This window comes from Billgrantia sp. C5P2, assembly GCF_051062895.2.
Genome location: NZ_CM128542.1, coordinates 82,780 through 99,227, shown reverse-complemented (window position 1 = coordinate 99,227; position 16,448 = coordinate 82,780). Strand labels below are relative to the sequence as shown.

Annotated in this window: 18 protein-coding genes; 12 read left to right on the top strand and 6 right to left on the bottom strand. The window is 63.7% G+C overall.

The genetic code is table 11. The annotated features are described in order from the left end of the window. Positions 1-906, bottom strand: coding sequence for an alpha/beta hydrolase family protein (locus ACRWQA_RS00450; RefSeq protein WP_434229617.1), 906 nt, complete (start codon positions 904-906; stop codon positions 1-3). A gap of 98 nt (positions 907-1,004) precedes the next feature. Between ACRWQA_RS00450 and ACRWQA_RS00445 the strand changes: the two genes are divergently transcribed. Then, positions 1,005-1,358 (top strand): MerR family transcriptional regulator, encoded by a 354-nt coding sequence (locus ACRWQA_RS00445; protein WP_434229618.1) that lies wholly within the window; start codon positions 1,005-1,007, stop codon positions 1,356-1,358. A 27-nt stretch (positions 1,359-1,385) separates the two neighbouring features. Here ACRWQA_RS00445 and ACRWQA_RS00440 read toward each other — a convergent pair whose 3' ends face one another. The 3 genes from ACRWQA_RS00440 to ACRWQA_RS00430 all read right to left on the bottom strand — a co-directional run bounded on the left by ACRWQA_RS00440 (position 1,386) and on the right by ACRWQA_RS00430 (position 3,850). Next, a complete protein-coding gene (locus tag ACRWQA_RS00440; RefSeq protein WP_434229619.1) occupies positions 1,386-1,832 on the bottom strand; it encodes a hypothetical protein in 447 nt (148 codons plus the stop codon). 118 nt (positions 1,833-1,950) lie between these two features. Further along, positions 1,951-2,169 carry a DUF2783 domain-containing protein gene (locus ACRWQA_RS00435; RefSeq protein ID WP_434229620.1) on the bottom strand — a complete coding sequence of 73 codons (219 nt, stop codon included), beginning with the start codon at positions 2,167-2,169 and terminating at the stop codon, positions 1,951-1,953. A gap of 1 nt (position 2,170) precedes the next feature. Further along, on the bottom strand, positions 2,171-3,850 hold the full coding sequence (locus ACRWQA_RS00430) for an FAD-dependent monooxygenase (RefSeq protein ID WP_434229622.1): 1,680 nt from the start codon (positions 3,848-3,850) through the stop codon (positions 2,171-2,173). Between the two features lie 102 nt (positions 3,851-3,952). Between ACRWQA_RS00430 and ACRWQA_RS00425 the strand changes: the two genes are divergently transcribed. Together ACRWQA_RS00425 and paaX are read left to right on the top strand one after the other, a co-directional pair. Continuing rightward, positions 3,953-4,738, top strand: coding sequence for a helix-turn-helix transcriptional regulator (locus ACRWQA_RS00425; RefSeq protein ID WP_434229624.1), 786 nt, complete (start codon positions 3,953-3,955; stop codon positions 4,736-4,738). A gap of 177 nt (positions 4,739-4,915) precedes the next feature. Further along, positions 4,916-5,842, top strand: a complete 927-nt coding sequence (paaX, locus tag ACRWQA_RS00420; RefSeq protein WP_434229626.1) for a phenylacetic acid degradation operon negative regulatory protein PaaX — start codon at positions 4,916-4,918, stop codon at positions 5,840-5,842. Positions 5,843-5,876: 34 nt separating this feature from the next. Here paaX and paaY read toward each other — a convergent pair whose 3' ends face one another. Next, the gene (gene paaY, locus ACRWQA_RS00415; protein WP_263581952.1) at positions 5,877-6,485 is read right to left on the bottom strand and encodes a phenylacetic acid degradation protein PaaY; all 609 of its coding nucleotides are present in this window, start codon (positions 6,483-6,485) and stop codon (positions 5,877-5,879) included. A gap of 643 nt (positions 6,486-7,128) precedes the next feature. Here paaY and paaG point away from each other — a divergent pair. From paaG to paaZ, 9 genes are all read left to right on the top strand, one after another. Continuing rightward, positions 7,129-7,920, top strand: a complete 792-nt coding sequence (gene paaG / locus ACRWQA_RS00410; RefSeq protein ID WP_434229628.1) for a 2-(1,2-epoxy-1,2-dihydrophenyl)acetyl-CoA isomerase PaaG — start codon at positions 7,129-7,131, stop codon at positions 7,918-7,920. Positions 7,921-7,944: 24 nt separating this feature from the next. Then, a complete protein-coding gene (gene paaI, locus ACRWQA_RS00405; protein WP_263581950.1) occupies positions 7,945-8,412 on the top strand; it encodes a hydroxyphenylacetyl-CoA thioesterase PaaI in 468 nt (155 codons plus the stop codon). Between the two features lie 93 nt (positions 8,413-8,505). Continuing rightward, positions 8,506-9,819: a phenylacetate--CoA ligase PaaK gene (gene paaK / locus ACRWQA_RS00400; protein WP_263581949.1), complete on the top strand. Its 1,314-nt coding sequence runs from the start codon at positions 8,506-8,508 to the stop codon at positions 9,817-9,819. 274 nt (positions 9,820-10,093) lie between these two features. After that, positions 10,094-11,089 carry a 1,2-phenylacetyl-CoA epoxidase subunit PaaA gene (gene paaA, locus ACRWQA_RS00395; protein ID WP_434229630.1) on the top strand — a complete coding sequence of 332 codons (996 nt, stop codon included), beginning with the start codon at positions 10,094-10,096 and terminating at the stop codon, positions 11,087-11,089. Positions 11,090-11,102: 13 nt separating this feature from the next. Then, positions 11,103-11,384: a 1,2-phenylacetyl-CoA epoxidase subunit PaaB gene (paaB, locus tag ACRWQA_RS00390; RefSeq protein ID WP_263581947.1), complete on the top strand. Its 282-nt coding sequence runs from the start codon at positions 11,103-11,105 to the stop codon at positions 11,382-11,384. 11 nt (positions 11,385-11,395) lie between these two features. Continuing rightward, a complete protein-coding gene (gene paaC, locus ACRWQA_RS00385; RefSeq protein WP_434229632.1) occupies positions 11,396-12,172 on the top strand; it encodes a 1,2-phenylacetyl-CoA epoxidase subunit PaaC in 777 nt (258 codons plus the stop codon). Continuing rightward, positions 12,156-12,731 (top strand): 1,2-phenylacetyl-CoA epoxidase subunit PaaD, encoded by a 576-nt coding sequence (gene paaD / locus ACRWQA_RS00380; RefSeq protein ID WP_434229634.1) that lies wholly within the window; start codon positions 12,156-12,158, stop codon positions 12,729-12,731. The genes paaC and paaD overlap by 17 nt, the downstream gene beginning before the upstream one ends. Positions 12,732-12,743: 12 nt before the next feature. Continuing rightward, positions 12,744-13,823 (top strand): 1,2-phenylacetyl-CoA epoxidase subunit PaaE, encoded by a 1,080-nt coding sequence (gene paaE / locus ACRWQA_RS00375; protein ID WP_434229636.1) that lies wholly within the window; start codon positions 12,744-12,746, stop codon positions 13,821-13,823. An 83-nt stretch (positions 13,824-13,906) separates the two neighbouring features. Next, a complete protein-coding gene (paaZ, locus tag ACRWQA_RS00370) occupies positions 13,907-15,952 on the top strand; it encodes a phenylacetic acid degradation bifunctional protein PaaZ (RefSeq protein ID WP_434229637.1) in 2,046 nt (681 codons plus the stop codon). Between the two features lie 48 nt (positions 15,953-16,000). Here the strand turns inward: paaZ and ACRWQA_RS00365 are convergent, their stop codons facing one another. Then, the gene (locus tag ACRWQA_RS00365; RefSeq protein ID WP_263581942.1) at positions 16,001-16,384 is read right to left on the bottom strand and encodes a hypothetical protein; all 384 of its coding nucleotides are present in this window, start codon (positions 16,382-16,384) and stop codon (positions 16,001-16,003) included. Positions 16,385-16,448 lie beyond the last annotated feature (64 nt).

Sequence of the window (16,448 nt, the reverse complement as noted above, 5' to 3'; positions counted from 1 at the left end):
TCACGGTCTCGTCATCGTGCTCTCTTTCGCCGTTGCAGCAGCCTCCGTCACGCGCCCCTGCAGTGCCGGCAGCAGGTAGCGCTGCCATAGCGCCTGTTGGTGTTCGGCGCGAAAGAAGCCGAAGTGGCCGATGCGGTCCAGGCCCGCCTCCTGGGGCCGGATGCGTAGCAGCGTGCGCGGCGCATTGGCATAGAAGCCGTGCAACGACTCGGTGTTGCGCGCCGACATGAAGTCGTCGTCGCTGAAGGAGAGCGAGACCACCGGCGCGCGCACGGCGGCGAAGCGCTCGCGCACGCCGGGCTCCGCCCCCACCGCGTATTCCGGATCGAGGCACCAGCGCCGCCACTGCTCGACCACGCCGCGCGGCAGGTCACCCACCATGTTGAGCCGCTTCCCAGGGAAATAGCCCAGCAGCGGTGTGAGCAGCGGCACGGCGCCGAACCAGAACAGCCACACCCGTCGCTTCAGCGCCGGCGCGTTCTCGCGCCAGTAGCCACTGCCACAGGCCACGGTGACGATGCGCTCGAGCCGCTCGTGTCCTGGCACCAGCGGCGGGATCTGCCCGCCCAGGCTGTGGCCGATCCAGTGCAACGGCACCTGGGGAGCACGATACGCCAGCTCTTCGATCATCGCCGCGGCATCAAAGCGCGCCCAGTCCATGATGGTGGCCTGGAAGCCGCTCAGCCGCGAAGGACGCGACGCCCCCATGCCGCGGTAGTCGAAGGTGGCCACGGCCAGCCCCTGCTCCGCCAGCCACTGGGCCAGGGGCGCATAGAAGCGCTGGGACACACCCATGGCCGGTGCGATCAACACCGCCGCCTTGGGCGCCGCGGGCGTGACGAAGCGGGCGGCGATGGCCACACCATCACTGGTCTCTACCTGCCGCTCCTCGATCCTGGGTTCCATCTCGCTGCCTCCCTTGCCATGTCGGGGCTGCCACCGTGCGGGCTCGCCAAACCATGGTAAGGTGTGGAGCCAACTCCACAGTCAAGGAGTTTTTACACATGCTGATCGGCGAGCTGGAAAGGGCCAGCGGGCTTGGCCGCGACACCATTCGCTTCTACGAGAAGCGCGGCCTGATCACACCCCCGCACAGGCGCGAAAACGGCTACCGCGACTACACCGAGCAGACTCTGGCCGAGCTGCGCTTCGTGCGCCGCGCCCGTGAGCTGGAATTCAGTATCGACGAGATCCGCGAAGCGATGCCCCACTTCCGCCCCGAGCCACCGTTTTGCGACGAGCTGGAGGCCCGGCTGTTGCACAAGCGAGAAGCGTTTCGCGCCCAGATCCGTGAGGCCGAGGCCAAGATCGGCATGATTGATGACTTGCTCGCGCGGCTGGGGGCGGTCACCACCTGATCCGTTGCAATGCGCCTCACGATCCGTTCAATCGTTCTGCGGAGGAAGTAGCGACTTCTCCAAGGACTCGGCATTGAGGCAGAACTCACGACACTCCTCCCGAGGGGCATCGTGGCGTAGCGCCAACCAGCAGGTCGCGACCTTGGGGCAAGCACTGCAAACGGTACGCAGGGAATGGATGGCCGGGTCGCGGCTGCAGGCGACCGGATCGAGGCCGAAGCGTCGCATCATCACGGGTAGCAGGGAGATAGCGGGAGCAAAATCCGCCAACTCCCGACTGGCCAGGCTGCGCGCAATCGCCTGCTCCAGCGATGGACTCATGGGATGAGCCAAGTCATGAATCAGCACGCTCAGTGTCTTGGGCTCGCAGCACCTGAGCTCGAGCAGGGCCCGCTCGCCTTCGAGAAAGTCGTGCAGCTGCTTCTCGTCACGTGGCGGCGGGCGGGACTCTTGGGGAGGTCGAGGTTTACTCATCAAGGCGTTCCTCTACGGCCAGTTCTTACCGTAGCGCCTCTGCCATGGTTCGCCTTGACCCCGCTCAATATATGGCCAAAGAAGTAAGTCCTCACTTACTCGAGGCTAGCCGTCGCCATCAACGGGAGACGTCCGCGATTCCCTGCCGCGCCTCCTCGATGGCCGCCATCACCCGTTCGACGTCGCCTACGCGGTGGGCCAGCGCCAGCGCCAACTGGGCGAGAAACAGCCGCTCCTGCTCCTCCGGCAGGTCGTCCAGGGCCTGCGCCAGTTGCTCGTAGACCCGCTCCAAGTCGGCAAAGGGCAGTGTCATATCGCTCAGTGTCGTATCGCTCATTTCATTCTCCTCCCAAGGCAGTAACGAGGGCAGGTTCCAGGTCGACAGGGTCAAGGCGCTTCCAGCGTGCCACCACGTGACGGTCGGGGCGCACCAGGTAGGCACTGCCCGGCTCGGCGCCATAGGCGCCGAACAGGCTGCCATCCGTGTCGACCAAAGCTCCCTCGGCCCCAGGCTCGCGGGCCACGCGCAGCAGCCCGATTTGCTGGCCGCGGGCCTGCAGCGCCTCAAGCTGCTCGGCCAGCTCGGCGTCGACCCGACCAGCCTGGTTGAAGTGCAGCAGGGTGAAGCCGCTACCCAAGTGGTCGAGCAGGTAGTTGCCCTCGCCCAGGCGATGATTGAACAGCGGCGCGCCGGGCATCGGCCCGGTGTCGAAGTCATCCGCCTCAGTCAGCGTCAGCGGGCTCTCGGCGTAGGTGTATGGCGTGACCTGGCGTGGATTGGCGAAGCCGCTGGCGTAGTCGTTATGCAGGGCCAAAACCAGGGCGGCATCGCGCATCAACCGGTAGCCGCGGCTCGGCGGGGTCATGAAGCGGGTGCTCTTGCCGGCGTTGGCGAAGACGTCCAGGGTGGCGCCGCGCCGCTCGGGGCTGTAGCTGTCGAGCAGCCGCTCCGGCGCCAGCCCCTTGAGCACCCAGGCAAGCTTCCAGCCGGCGTTGGCGGCGTCGGCGAAGCCGTTGTTGAGCCCCCGCACGCCGAAGATCGGCACCAGGTGGGCGCTGTCGCCAATAAACAGTACCCTTCCATGCCGATAATCATCGAGGGCTAGCGTGTGGGCCTTGTAGAGGCTCCACCACTCCAGCTCCCAGTCGTCGCCTTCGCCCAGCACCTTGTGCACGATCAGGCCAACTTTTTTGCGAATGCTTGCCTCCTCCACCGCCTGCTCCGGGTCCTCGTCAGGGCCGAGCTGATAATCGATGCGCCAGATGTCGTCGGGCTGCTTGTGCACCAGGAGGGTGGTATCGGGCAGGGCGTGAGAGTGGAAGAAGGCGCGCCGCTCGGTGGGAAAGTCGGAGCGCAGGCGGATATCGGCGATCACGTAGCGCCCCTCGTAGGCCTCGCCGTGCAGTGCGAGACCGAACGCCTTGCGTACCACGCTGCGCGCGCCGTCGGCAGCCAGCAGGTAGTCGCATTCGAGGCGATAGTCGCCCTCGGAGGTGGTCACCTCGAGGATCACGCCATCCGCATCCTGGCTCACGGCGGTCACCGCGCTCTGCCAGCGCAGCTCGACGAGATCGCTCTCGGCAGCCTTGTCGATCAGGAACCGTTCAATGTACTGCTGCTGCAGGTTGATCATCGGCAGGAAGCGTTCCTGCGCGGAATGGGGCATCTCGAAGCGCAAGATCTCGCGGTCGCGAAAGTAGGTGCGCCCCCGGGTCCAGCCCAGCCCCTTCGCCACGAAGGGAGCCTCGACGCCGAGCTGCTGCAGGATCTCCAGGCTGTGGCGGGAGATGCAGATCGCCCGCGAACCGTCGTTGACGGTGGCCTTGTCGTCGAGCACCACCGAGGCGATGCCATGGCGCGCCAGTTCCAGGGCAGCGGTCACGCCCACCGGGCCGGCGCCGACGATGGCAACGCGGTGACGCGCCGCTTGCCCGTCGAGCTCGGCGGGACGCACGAATGGAAAGTGGGGATAATCGAAGTAGAGCGAGTCGGTCTCGGCGCGTCCGGCGGGTCGCATGGCAGCTCCTATTGGCGTTGTCGTACTGACAGACTATCCCGAAGGGGGCACGGCGACTGTCCCGTAAAAGCCGGGACAAGGCGCTTGCAGGCGGAGGAAGAGATGGCAGCAGTCAGCGATGAGCAGAGCGCCGATTGGCCGCGCCTGATGCCGGCCATGGCGGAGTGCGTGGCTTGCCTGGGCGAGGCGGGCTTCGACGAGGCGCTGCTGGCCCTGCTGCGCCGGGCGGTGCGCATCGAGCAGTGCATGGTGTTCGCCTTCGATGGCCGCGACGAGGTCGACTGCCTGCTGGCCGACAACCAGCGGGCGCCGCGGGTGGCCGGTCGCCTGGCTGAGCTCTACACCGGCGGCCTGTTCCGCCAGGACCCCAACTATCAGCGCCTGCGCCAGCTGATGGGTGGGGACAACGAAGATGCAGCCGCCGAAGTCACCCCGATGCAGGCCGAGGCGATGCCGGAGGCCTACCGCAGCCACCTGTTCGCCTTTCCCGACCTGGTCGACAAAGTCTCGCTCACCCTACCCGGCGAGCAGAGCGTCTACTACCTCAACCTCTACCGCGGCAGCGCGGCCGGTCCATTCACCCACGACGACCTGGCCCGGCTCGATGCCCTGGCCCCGCTGCTGGCGAGCCTGATCCGCCGCCACTACGGCCAGGCCCGCCCCGACTCACCACAGCGACCCAGCGCCGAGGAAGCCGCCATTCTCGCCCCGCTCTCCGAACGCGAACGTCAGCTGTGCCTGTATCTCCTGCGTGGCCATACCCTCAAGACCGCCGCCATCGAACTCGATATCGCCCTCTCCACTGCCGAAACCTACCGCAAGCGCGCCTATGCCAAGCTCGGCGTGCCCTCCAAGGCGCGGCTGGTGGCACTGTGCCGGCGGCGGTGAGCGAGAGAAACAGAAACGATACGATTATCCACCCGTATCACCATTTATTCGGCTGGAATGCTCCCTTCAAGCACTGGGCCCGATCTTCAGTAAGCCTGGTTGTGATACTCTCTGGATCTTCAATATTGCTTGCCAGTATCACTGGCGGATCCATCATCTTGCCGGGGTCGTCTTTCCATGTCGTCTGCTACCGAGTGCGTTGCTTCTCTGATCGACAACTTTCAGAGCCGTCGGCCGCTGCGCTCAGGCTCGCTGATCATCACGCTCTACGGCGATGCCATCGTACCCCGCGGAGGCACCGTGTGGCTGGGCAGCATTTCCCAGTTGCTGGAGCCCATCGGCGTCAACGAGCGCCTGGTGCGAACGTCGGTCTATCGCCTGACCCAGGAAACCTGGCTACAGGGGGAAAAGGTCGGACGACGCAGCTACTACAGCCTCAGCGGGCCGGGGCGCAGACGCTTCGAACAGGCCTTCAAGCGTGTCTACTACGGTAACGGCGAGGCCTGGGACGGGGGCTGGACCTTGGTCTTCCTGGGTCAGCTGGACGCAGCCGAGCGCACCCGTGCCAAGGAGGAGCTTGAATGGCTGGGCTTCGGTGCCTTCGCCAATGGTGTACTGGCTCATCCGCGCCGGCATCGCGGTGAGGTTCTGGGCCTCCTTCAGGAACTCGGCATAGCGGAAGATGCCATCATCCTGCATAGCGAGACCAGCGAGCCCTTGGCCCCCAAGGCGCTGCGCCTGCAGGTACGTGAAAGCTGGAACCTGGATCAGCTGGCGGAGAGCTACAATCGTTTTCTCGCCCAGTTCCGGCCGCTGTGGAAGAGCCTGGGTGAGGCACAGCCGATAGGCGATCAGGACGCCTTCATCGCCCGCACCCTACTGATCCACGAATATCGCAAGGTGCAACTGCGCGACCCTCAGCTACCCGAAGAGCTGCTGCCCACCGCCTGGGAAGGGCGCAACGCTCGCCAGCTCTGCCGCAACATCTATCGTGAGATCTATCAGGGCGCCGAGCGCTGGCTGGATCGCCACCTGGAAACCGCCGAAGGCCCACTGCCGGCCCCCGGCCCCAGTTTCTACCAGCGCTTCGGCGGCCTGGAGTAGATCGAGCCCGAGTTCGCCTACCGGCATGGCAGCGTTACCGCTCCTTGCCGAGGGTCTGCTGCTTGGGCTGGGTATCGCCGGCATTGAGCCGCGGCCGATCGCTATCCAGCTCGGCCAGCGGTTCACAGGGCTCCAGGCTGTCCCGACAGCGCTCGGTCAAGCGCTGGTACTCGCGGGTGCCCTGCTGTTTCCAGGCTACCTCCTGGTCGCTCAGCTCACGCTTGACCGTGGCTGGCGCACCCACCACCAGCGATTGGGGCGGGCATTCGAAGCCGGTCTTGACGAAGGCCGCGGCGGCGACGATCGAGCGCGCACCGATCACGGCGTTGTCCATCACCACGGCGTTCATACCCACCATGGCGTCCTGCCCCACCACGCAGCCGTGCAGCACGGCGCCATGGCCGATATGGCCATCCTTCTCCACCTTGGTGACACAACCGGGAAAGCCGTGCATCACGCAGGTATCCTGCAGGTTGGCACCCTCTTCCAGAACCAGCTGACCAAAGTCGCCGCGCATCACTGCGCCGGGCCCCACGTAGCAGCCGGGGCCGACGATGACGTCGCCGATCAGCACCGCGGTGGGGTGCACATAAGCGGTGGGGTGAACCACCGGAGTCACTCCTTCGAGTCGATAACAGGGCATGACGCGCTTCCTCAGTTGAGCTGGCCGCGGCGATGGCCCTGCACACCACGAAGCGGCGAACCGAAGGCCTGGCCGCCTATATCGACGGTTGTATCCAGGATCTCGCGTGACGGCCGAGCATTTGCCGGACTTGCCGAGGCATGAGCGACTCTGCCTCAATCCGATACGAGATAGCACAGCAGATTATTCATTGCGTAATAAAACATCAAACCATCCGACTGCTCCCGCTCCTGGCATAGTGCTACCGAAGCGTCGTAAAAAATAATCTTATTAACGGTTTAGAGAGGTAATGTCGCATGGAGCGGCCAGCCTTAGACCATGGTCTAACTTATCCACACCAGTGATGGCTGCCCAGGACAAACCATTGACCCAAAGACAGAAAAAATCCTCTCTATCGAAAAACGATACGATTAATATGCCTTAGCAAAGTTGATGCGTATCAAAAAAAATCTATACTCGATCCCATGCTCGGCTCGCCCATGCAGGCCGCGAGCCATTGCCGCGCCTATCCGTACCCAAGGCGAGGGCACCTACACACCAACCTGCGTCGCCCGGAGGTGGCTGAACGCTCCCATCCAGGCAGCAGAGTGGGCCGCAGGATGATGCTCCATCACCAACGAGCACTGAACACAGGAAAACGACAATGAGTGAAACGCCCCTGCTCCATACCGTGGAAGACGGTGTCGCCCGCCTCACATTGAACCGGCCTGACAGCCTCAACAGCTTCAACGCCGAACTGCATGCCGCCATGCGTGAGGCACTCGAGGCGGTTCGCCAGGACAACAGCGTGCGCGCTCTGCTGCTGACCGGCAGCGGCCGCGGCTTCTGTGCGGGGCAGGACCTTTCCGACCGTGCCGTGGCCCCCGGCGCTGAAGCACCGGACCTGGGCGAGTCCCTGGAGAAGCGCTACAACCCGATGCTACGCGCTCTGCGCGACCTGCCCTTCCCCACCGTGTGCGCGGTAAACGGCGTGGCCGCCGGCGCCGGCGCCAATATCGCCCTGACCTGCGACCTCGTACTGGCGGCACGCTCGGCCAGCTTCATCCAGGCCTTCTGCAAGATCGGCCTGATTCCGGATTCCGGCGGCACCTGGACCCTGCCGCGCCTGGTGGGCATGGCCCGCGCCAAGGGGCTGGCCATGCTGGGCGACAAGCTCAGCGCCGAGCAGGCCGAGCAGTGGGGCATGATCTGGAAAGTGGTGGATGACGAGGCACTGCAGGACGAGGCGCTGACCCTGGCGCGGCATCTGGCCACCCAGCCGACCCGCGGCCTGGCACTGATCAAGCGTGCCCTGCATGCCAGCGCAGACAACGACTTCGACGCCCAACTGGACCTGGAGCGTGATCTTCAGCGTCTCGCCGGTCGCACCGACGATTATCGCGAGGGCGTCAGCGCCTTCATGGAAAAACGCAAGCCCAGCTTCAAGGGGAAGTGAGATGACTGTCCTCGGAGACCATTCATGTCAGATACAGAGCTGAACCCGCAGCAGTTGGCCGAGGCCTGCGCCGAAACCATGTTTTCCCGCGACAACGCCAGTCAGGGGCTGGGCATGCGCATCGAGAGCGTGGCCCCGGGGCGAGCCGTACTCACCATGACGGTGCGCGAGGATATGGTGCAGGGGCACGGCAACTGCCACGGCGGCTTCATCTTTGCCCTGGCCGACTCCGCCTTCGCCTTCGCCTGCAACACCTACGACGAGGCCACCGTGGCCGCCGGCTGCAGCATCGATTACCTGGGGCCGGGCCAGCTTGGCGACGTGCTCACCGCCACCGCCGAGGAGCGCAGCCGTCGCGGCCGTACCGGCATCTACGACATCACCGTGCGCAACCAGCACGGTCACGAAGTCGCCCTGTTCCGCGGCCGCTCCTACAAGATCCGCGGCAGCGTGCGTCGCCTGGAAGAGACTGCAGCAGAGAGCCAAGCATGAAAGACGCCCTGATCATCGCCAAGCAGGCCTTTGCATCGGCGTGCCTCTGATACAGCGCAACGACTATAACAATCCTCCGACCGGAGAAGCCTGATGACACAGACCGTCGAACGCCTCAACAACTCGGCTCTCGATCAGATGGAACTCGCCAGCATCGATGAGCTGCGCGCCACCCAGCTCAAGCGGCTCAGGTGGAGCCTTCGGCACGCCTACGACAACGTGCCCTTTTATCGTCGCTCCTTCGACAGCGCCGGCCTGCACCCCGAAGACGTCAAGAGCCTCGAGGACCTCGGTAAGCTCCCCTTCACCACCAAGGCCGACCTGCGCGACCACTACCCCTTCGGCATGTTCGCCACGCCGATGAGCGACATCGTGCGCGTGCATGCGTCCAGCGGCACCACCGGTCAGCCCACCGTGGTGGGCTATACCCAGCGGGATATCGACACCTGGGCCGACGTGGTGGCACGCTCCATCCGAGCCGCTGGCGGCACCCGCAAGGACAAGGTGCACGTGGCCTACGGCTACGGCCTGTTCACCGGCGGCCTGGGCGCGCATTACGGCGCCGAGCGCCTGGGCTGCACCGTGATTCCGATGTCCGGGGGCCAGACCGAGAAACAGGTCCAACTGATCCGTGACTTCCAGCCGGACATCATCATGGTCACCCCCTCCTACATGCTCAACATCGCCGATGAGATGGAGCGCCAAGGCATCGACCCCCACCAGTTGCCGTTGCGCGCCGGCATCTTCGGTGCCGAGCCCTGGACCAACGACATGCGAACCGCGCTGGAGAAGCGCCTGGGCATCGATGCGCTGGACATCTACGGCCTCTCCGAGGTGATGGGGCCCGGCGTCGGCATGGAGTGCCTGGAAACCAAGGATGGCCCGACCATCTGGGAGGATCATTTCTATCCCGAGATCATCGACCCGGTAACGGGCGAGTTGCTGCCGGACGGCGAGTACGGCGAGCTGGTGTTCACCACCCTGACCAAGGAAGCGCTGCCGGTGATCCGCTACCGCACCCGCGACCTGACCCGCCTGCTGCCCGGCACCGCACGCCCCATGCGCCGTATCGACAAGATCACCGGCCGCAGCGACGACATGCTGATCATCCGTGGCGTCAACGTCTTCCCGACCCAGATCGAGGAGCAGATCCTCAAGATCGAGCGGCTCTCGCCCCATTACGAAATCGAAGTGAGCCGTCAAGGCAACCTGGACATGGTGTGCGTGCGCGTCGAGGCATGCAGCAACGATGTCGCCCGCGACCCCATCGATTGCGAGCAGTTGGCCGGCCAACTGCAGCACGCCATCAAGACCTATGTGGGAATCAGTACCCAGGTCGACGTTTGCGGTGTCGAAGAAGTCATGCGTTCCGTGGGCAAGGCCAAGCGCGTCAAGGATCTGCGCTGAGCCGAGCACGCTGCTTTCGCGATCCCGCTTGTCGCCAATGCATTTCTTTCTAGCCCCTCCGCGGGGCTTTTTTGTATCAATTCTAGGACAGCGCTACGCCGTGCGACTCTCGCCTGCTCATTCAATCACTTTATTTGTCATGTCATGACGACACCTTGTCATGCCAAGGTATAAAGCGACACGTAATAAACGCAATTGATAAAAAATACTGTGTCATTATACTCCAAGGTAAGACGACAAGCGTTCCCCTGATTGAGACGACGCGGAGGTCACCATGTACGCGCAGCTAGTCGAGACCGGTACCAAGAAGCTCAAGACCCTCGAGGAGATGAGCCCCGAGGAGCGCGCCTTTCAGACTCGCATCGACGACGAGATCAAGATCGAGCCCAAGAACTGGATGCCGGAGGCGTACCGCAAGACGCTGATTCGACAGATCTCCCAGCACGCGCATTCCGAAGTGGTCGGCATGCTGCCGGAGGGCAACTGGGTCACTCGCGCACCGACCCTCAAGCGCAAGCTGCAGCTGATGGCCAAGATCCAGGACGAGGCCGGCCATGGCCTCTACCTCTACAGCGCCATGGAGACCCTGGGCGCCGACCGCGACGAAGAGATCGACAAGCTTCACCAGGGCAAGGCCAAGTACTCCTCCATCTTCAACTACCCGACACTGAACTGGGCGGACATGGGCACGGTTGGCTGGCTGGTGGATGGCGCGGCCATCGTCAACCAGGTGGTCCTGCAGCGCACCTCCTACGGGCCCTATTCACGGGCCATGATCCGGATCTGCAAGGAGGAGAGTTTCCACCAGCGCCAGGGTTACCAGATCCTGCTGGATCTGATGCGTGAAGGCACCGAGGAGCAGAGGCAAATGGTGCAGGACTCCATCAATCGCTTCTGGTGGCCGGCGCTGATGATGTTCGGCCCCTCCGACGAACAGTCACCGAACTCCCAGCAGTCCATGGCCTGGAAGATCAAGCGCAAGAGCAACGACGAACTGCGCCAGATGTTCATCGACCAGACCGTGCCCCAGCTGGAGTTCCTGGGCTGTACCGCGCCGGACCCGGAGCTCGAGTGGAACGAGGAGCGGGGCCATTACGACTTCGGCGAAATCGACTGGCAGGAGTTCTTCGACGTCCTCAAGGGCAACGGTCCCTGCAACAGGGAACGCATCGAAACCCGCAGGAACGCCATCGAAGGCGGCCGCTGGGTACGCGAGGCCGCCAAGGCCTATGCCGAGAAACAGCAGCACAAGAATCAGAAAGTTGCCTGAGAGGAGAAGCGTCATGGCTGACTGGCCCCTTTACGAAGTCTTTGTTCGCAGCAAGCATGGCCTCAACCACAAGCACGTCGGCAGCGTTCACGCCACCGATGCCGACATGGCCATGGAAAATGCCCGCGACCTCTACACTCGCCGCAGCGAAGGCGTCTCCATCTGGGTCGTTCCGTCGTCTGCCATCACCGCCTCCTCGCCGGACGAGAAGGAAGTCCTGTTCGACCCGGCCGACGACAAGATCTACCGCCACGCCTCCTTCTACGAGCTGCCCGACGAAGTCGGGCACATGTAAGGGAGACTTCCATGAGCAAGGCAATGACACGGCAAGAGGCACTGCAGGAGATTCTGCTACGCCTGGCGGATTCCGACATGATCCTGGGCCAGCGCCTGTGCGAGCTGTGCGGCAAGGCACCGGCGCTGGAAGAGGAAATGGCGCTGATGAACGTAGCCCTGGATCTCGTTGGCCAGGCTCGCAATTGGTACGAGTACGCCGCCGAGCTGATCGACGACAGCCGCAGCGCCGACGACCTGGCATTCCGGCGTGACGCCCGCGACTACCGCAACGCGCTGTTGGTAGAACAGCCCAACGGCGATTATGCCGTCACCATGGGCCGGCAGTTCTTCTACGACGCCTGGCACTACTTCACCATCACCGCCCTGACCGAGGCACCGGATGAGCGCATCGCCGGTATTGCCGCCAAGGCCGCCAAGGAGGTCCGGTACCACCTGCGCCGCTCCTCGGAATGGGTCAAGCGGTTTGGCGATGGCACCGAGGAGAGCCATCGGCGCATGCAGACCGCGGTGGATGACCTGTGGCGCTTCACCGGAGAGATGATCGAAGCCGACGAAGTCGAGCAGGCCCTGTTCGAGAACGGTATCGGCCCCGACCCGCAGCAGTTGGCAGCGGACTGGAAAGGCCTGGTGAACGAGGTTCTGACCGAAGCCACCCTGACTCCGCCGCCTGAAGACGCCTGGATGTACCGGGGCGCCAAGGCCGGCCACCACACTGAACACCTGGGCTATATCCTGGCCGAGATGCAGTTTCTGCAGAGGGCTTATCCGGATGCAAAGACCTGGTAGACCCGAACCCCGGTCGCTGCTGGACGACCAGCCGGTCATCGCCAGCGATCGCATTCCTGCCCGTGACGGCAGCCAACCGGTTACCGAGGCAGAGCTCTGGGCTCTTCTGGACGAAGTGAAGGATCCCGAGGTACCTGCGGTCAGCGTGGTGGAACTGGGCATGGTCCGGCGCATTGCCGAAGAGGGCGGCGAGTGGGTGGTGGATGTGACTCCCACCTATTCCGGATGCCCGGCAACCGAGATGATCGAAGCGTCCATCGAAGCGGCCCTGCGCCTGGCGGGCCTGCGCAATGGCCGAGTCCACCGAGTGCTGTCCCCGGCCTGGACCACCGACTGGATCACCGAGGCCGGGCGCCGGAAATTGCAGGCCTTCGGCATTGCGCCCCCGGTGGGCAGCGCCAGCAAGCTGACCCTCAAGGGCGTAGTGGAGACCATCTCATGCCCGCATTGCGCCAGTGATCACACCGAGAGAGTCAGCGAGTTCGGTTCCACCGCCTGCAAGGCACTGTACCGCTGCCTCGATTGCCGTGAGCCCTTCGACTACTTCAAATGCCTCTAGAGCAGAACAATCATGAACAAGTTCTACCCTCTCACCATTCGTGAAGTCCGGCCTGAAACCCGGGACGCCGTGTCCCTGTGCTTCGACCTGTCGGAAGAGCTGCAGGACACTTTCAGCTACCGCCAGGGCCAGCACCTGGTCTTGCGTACTTACCTCGATGGCGAGGAAGTACGTCGCTCCTACTCCATCTGTACCGGTGTCGGCGACCGGGAGCTGCGCATCGCCGTCAAGAAGGTTCCCGGCGGCCGCTTCTCGACCCTTGCCAACGAACAGCTCAGGCCCGGCCAGACACTGGAAGTGATGCCGCCCCAGGGTCAGTTCCACGTGGAGCTGGATCCGGAGCGGGAAGGCGACTACCTGGCGGTAGCGGCGGGCAGTGGCATCACGCCGATTCTGTCCATCGTCAAGACCACCCTGGAGACCGAGCCGAAAAGCAAGGTCACCCTGTTCTACGGCAACCGCTCCACCGCCAGCACCATGTTCCGGGAGAGCCTGGAAGACCTGAAGAACCGCTTCATGAGTCGCTTCAACCTGATCTTCGTGTTCAGCCGTGAAGAGCAGGACATCGACCTGTACAACGGCCGCATCGATTCCAACAAGTGCGACGCCCTGTTTGATCGCTGGCTGAACGCGGGAGCACTCACCGCCGCGTTCATCTGCGGCCCCCAGAGCATGACCGAAACCGTCCGTGATTCGCTTCAGCGCCATGGCCTCGACAAGGCCAAGATCCACTACGAACTGTTCACGCCGGTTGGCGGCGGCAAACCTCCCCGCAAGGACCGGGCGGAAATCACCGTGGATCCGCAGGCGGTAAGCAGAGTGACCGTTCGTGCCGATGGCCGGGCCCTCACCTTCGACCTGACGCGTAACACCCAGAGCATCCTCGATGCCGGCAACGAGATGGGCGCCGACCTGCCCTTCTCCTGCAAGGCAGGGGTCTGCTCCACGTGCAAGGCCAAGGTGGTCGAAGGGCAAGTAGAGATGGATGCCAATTACGCCCTGGAAGACTACGAGGTCGAGGCGGGTTACGTGCTGTCCTGTCAGTGCTACCCGATCAGCGACAGGGTGATGCTGGATTACGACGAAGTCTGAGGCCTGCTCACCCTCTTCCCAGAGCCGGCCTCAGCGCCGGCTTCGCTTACCGTGATAACGACAGATTCCCGGGAGAACGCCCAATGTCGTCAGTTCTACAGAGTTACGTTGCAGGCCACTGGTTCGGTGAGACCGAAGCCCGGGCACTGCGCAGCGCCATCAACGGCGAGACCGTGGCCTATACCCACGAAGAAACCATCGATTTCGGTGAAGCCGTCGACTATGCCCGTCATACCGGCGTGAAAAATCTGCTGGCTCTCGATTTTCAACAGCGCGCCGCCCTCCTCAAGGAGCTGGCCATTTACATCCAAGGCCGCAAGGAGGAGCTGTACGCCATCTCCCACCATGCCGGCTGCACCCGGGCGGACTCCTGGATCGATATCGAGGGCGGCTTCGGCACCCTGTTTGCCTATGCCTCCATCGGCCGCAAGGAACTGCCTTCCGGCAACGTGGCTCACGAAGGTCCGGTCGCCCAACTGGGCAAGAACAACCACTTCAACGGCACCCATATCCTGGTGCCCCGTCGTGGCGTATGCGTTCACATCAATGCCTTCAACTTTCCCATTTGGGGCATGCTCGAGAAGTTCGCGCCGGCCTTCCTGGCAGGCATGCCCTGCATCGTGAAGCCGGCCACCGCGACCAGCTACCTGGCGGAAGCCGCCTTACGCGTGATCAACGACTCCGGCCTGCTGCCGGAAGGTGCGCTGCAACTGATCATCGGTGGCACGGGAGATCTGCTCGACCGGCTGGAAGAGCAGGACTTCGTCACCTTTACCGGCTCCGCCGATACCGCCCTGAGACTGAGGAACCATCCCAACATCATGGCGCGGAGCATTCCGTTCAATGCCGAAGCGGATTCCCTCAATAGCGCCATCCTGGCGCCGGACGTGTCGCCTGAAGACGAGGAATTCGAGATCTTCGCCAAGGAAGTGGTGAAGGAGATGACCGCCAAGGCAGGCCAGAAGTGTACGGCCATTCGCCGGGTGCTGGTACCCGCCGAACATCTGGATGCATTGGCGGACAAGATCAAGGAGCGGCTGTCCAGGATCGTTGCAGGCGACCCCAAGGAGGAGGGCGTTCGCATGGGTGCCCTGTCATCCTGCGACCAGCGGCGTGACGTCCAGGACGCCATCAACCGACTGCTGGAAACCTGTGAATGTGTCTACGGCAAGGACGATAGCTTCAAGCCTGTGGGCTTGGGTGTGGAACACGGCGCCTTCATCGCACCGCACTTGTTGATCGCCTATAACCCGCTGCAAGACGGTGGTGCCAACGATATCGAAGCCTTCGGCCCCGTCGCCACCCTGATGCCCTACCACGGCATCGAGGAGGCTCTGGCCATTGCCGCCAAGGGTAAGGGCAGCCTCGTGACCACCCTCACCACCAAAGACCCCGCCATCGCCGCGGAAATGATCCCGGTACTGGCAGCCCAGCACGGCCGCCTGCAGATCCTGGACGCAGAGGCTTCCAGGGAATCCACCGGCCACGGCTCCCCGCTTCCCATCCTCAAGCACGGCGGCCCGGGTCGTGCCGGCGGCGGCGAAGAGCTGGGGGGCATCCGAGCGGTACACCATTACCTGCAGCGGACAGCCATTCAGGGGTCTCCGACCATGCTGGCGGCAGTTACCCGGGAATACGTCCGAGGCGCCAGAGTGATCGAGAACGATATACACCCGTTCCGTCGCCATTTCGATGACCTGCAGGTGGGCGAATCCCTGTTGACCCACCGCCGCACCGTCACCGAAGCCGACATCGTCAACTTCGGCTGCCTCTCCGGCGATCACTTCTACATGCACTTCGACGACATCGCCGCTCGCAAGACCCAGTTCGGCAAGCGAATCGCCCACGGCTACTTCGTGCTGTCGGCTGTGGCCGGCCTGTTCGTCTACCCGGGCGAGGGACCCGTACTGGCCAACTACGGCCTGGACACCCTGCGCTTCATCGCCCCGGTCGCCCCCGGCGACACCATCCGCGCCCGCCTGACATGCAAGCGCAAGATCGACCAGGGCCGAACCTCACCGGATGGGCATCCCCAGGGCGTCGTGATGTGGGACGTGGCAGTGACCAATCAGGATGACGAGCTGGTGGCCAGCTATGACATTCTGACTTTGGTGGCGAAGCGGCAGTAACCCCCGCATCAGTATGATGAGGGGGCGCATTCCGCCCCCTTGCCGATGCTACTTACCGCCAAGCCCCATGAAGGCCTCGGCGTTGGGACAGAACGCCTGGCAGGCCTCGGCTTCTGCGTCATTGCGCATGGCCTGCCAGCAGCGGCCGACCTCCTCGCAGCGGTTGCAGCTCGCCTTCAGCTCGGACAGGACCTCCTCCGCGATGGCGGCCGAACACACCGCGAAGGTCGTCATCATTGCCGGCATCAGCACCTCGGCGGCCCGGAAGGCTGGCACACGGCCGTCATCGAGACTGCGCGCCACGGCACGCTCCAGCGGCCGATTCAGCGGCTGTTCCAGATCACAGGCCAACATCTCAAGCGCCTCGGGAGCGTGGCGGCGAAGGTCGCGCACCACGCGCTCACCCTGAATGTAATCCGGCAGCCTTTCCATTTTGCCCTCCCCACTCTGGTATCATCTCTTCTGTATTTTCATCATAGCGAAAAAGAAAAAGCCC

What these genes read in the sequence shown, in the direction of transcription:
- ACRWQA_RS00450 (WP_434229617.1), bottom strand. Translation starts at nt 906, where the DNA reads ATGGAACCCAGGATCGAGGAGCGGCAGGTAGAGACCAGTGATGGTGTG.
- ACRWQA_RS00445 (WP_434229618.1), top strand. Translation starts at nt 1,005, where the DNA reads ATGCTGATCGGCGAGCTGGAAAGGGCCAGCGGGCTTGGCCGCGACACC.
- ACRWQA_RS00365 (WP_263581942.1), bottom strand. Translation starts at nt 16,384, where the DNA reads ATGGAAAGGCTGCCGGATTACATTCAGGGTGAGCGCGTGGTGCGCGAC.
- paaZ (WP_434229637.1), top strand. Translation starts at nt 13,907, where the DNA reads ATGTCGTCAGTTCTACAGAGTTACGTTGCAGGCCACTGGTTCGGTGAG.
- paaA (WP_434229630.1), top strand. Translation starts at nt 10,094, where the DNA reads ATGTACGCGCAGCTAGTCGAGACCGGTACCAAGAAGCTCAAGACCCTC.
- paaB (WP_263581947.1), top strand. Translation starts at nt 11,103, where the DNA reads ATGGCTGACTGGCCCCTTTACGAAGTCTTTGTTCGCAGCAAGCATGGC.
- ACRWQA_RS00440 (WP_434229619.1), bottom strand. Translation starts at nt 1,832, where the DNA reads ATGAGTAAACCTCGACCTCCCCAAGAGTCCCGCCCGCCGCCACGTGAC.
- ACRWQA_RS00425 (WP_434229624.1), top strand. Translation starts at nt 3,953, where the DNA reads ATGGCAGCAGTCAGCGATGAGCAGAGCGCCGATTGGCCGCGCCTGATG.
- paaG (WP_434229628.1), top strand. Translation starts at nt 7,129, where the DNA reads ATGAGTGAAACGCCCCTGCTCCATACCGTGGAAGACGGTGTCGCCCGC.
- paaI (WP_263581950.1), top strand. Translation starts at nt 7,945, where the DNA reads ATGTCAGATACAGAGCTGAACCCGCAGCAGTTGGCCGAGGCCTGCGCC.
- paaD (WP_434229634.1), top strand. Translation starts at nt 12,156, where the DNA reads ATGCAAAGACCTGGTAGACCCGAACCCCGGTCGCTGCTGGACGACCAG.
- paaX (WP_434229626.1), top strand. Translation starts at nt 4,916, where the DNA reads ATGTCGTCTGCTACCGAGTGCGTTGCTTCTCTGATCGACAACTTTCAG.
- paaY (WP_263581952.1), bottom strand. Translation starts at nt 6,485, where the DNA reads ATGCCCTGTTATCGACTCGAAGGAGTGACTCCGGTGGTTCACCCCACC.
- paaC (WP_434229632.1), top strand. Translation starts at nt 11,396, where the DNA reads ATGAGCAAGGCAATGACACGGCAAGAGGCACTGCAGGAGATTCTGCTA.
- paaK (WP_263581949.1), top strand. Translation starts at nt 8,506, where the DNA reads ATGACACAGACCGTCGAACGCCTCAACAACTCGGCTCTCGATCAGATG.
- ACRWQA_RS00430 (WP_434229622.1), bottom strand. Translation starts at nt 3,850, where the DNA reads ATGCGACCCGCCGGACGCGCCGAGACCGACTCGCTCTACTTCGATTAT.
- ACRWQA_RS00435 (WP_434229620.1), bottom strand. Translation starts at nt 2,169, where the DNA reads ATGAGCGATACGACACTGAGCGATATGACACTGCCCTTTGCCGACTTG.
- paaE (WP_434229636.1), top strand. Translation starts at nt 12,744, where the DNA reads ATGAACAAGTTCTACCCTCTCACCATTCGTGAAGTCCGGCCTGAAACC.